General features: G+C 45.4%; 1 tRNA gene and 2 rRNA genes. All 3 read left to right on the top strand.

Annotation, left to right across the window (positions count from 1 at the left end):
• Window positions 1–101: ribosomal RNA gene (locus PV403_RS24850) — 16S ribosomal RNA — on the top strand; the annotation flags it as partial.
• Between the two features lie 91 nt (window positions 102–192).
• A tRNA-Ala gene (locus tag PV403_RS24845) sits at window positions 193–268 on the top strand.
• Between the two features lie 193 nt (window positions 269–461).
• Window positions 462–560 (top strand): 23S ribosomal RNA (locus PV403_RS24840); the annotation flags it as partial.

The following is a 560-nucleotide window of genomic DNA, read 5'->3' as shown; positions in this document are numbered from 1 at the left end:
GGGTAACCGCAAGGAGCCAGCCGTCGAAGGTGGGGTAGATGATTGGGGTGAAGTCGTAACAAGGTAGCCGTATCGGAAGGTGCGGCTGGATCACCTCCTTTCTATGGAGAATCGTTTCCTGCAATGGAAACATTCAAATCGACTTAATAAGTCATATCATTCATCCATTTGTTCGGTTTTGATGGAATTTGAGGGGCCATAGCTCAGCTGGGAGAGCGCCTGCCTTGCACGCAGGAGGTCAGCGGTTCGATCCCGCTTGGCTCCACCATAATAATTTCATCATTATTTGCGTTGTTCTTTGAAAACTAGATAACGAAACAATTTTGCGATTTTAGAAATATCCTTTAAGCTGAACTTGTGTTAAACAAGTGAAGATTAATAGATTGCTTAGCGAAATTTTTGAATGATGAATGACTTTTGGCGAAAGCCAACTGGAGTGAATCAGTCAAAAATGAGCATATGGTTAAGCTATTAAGAGCACACGGAGGATGCCTAGGCGCTAGGAGCCGATGAAGGACGTGGCGAACAACGATACTGCCTCGGGGAGCTGTACGCAAGCT

The sequence above is a fragment of the Paenibacillus sp. GYB006 genome, assembly GCF_036577645.1.
In the GTDB taxonomy this organism is placed as follows: domain Bacteria; phylum Bacillota; class Bacilli; order Paenibacillales; family Paenibacillaceae; genus Paenibacillus.
This window is presented reverse-complemented; position numbering and strand designations above follow the sequence as displayed.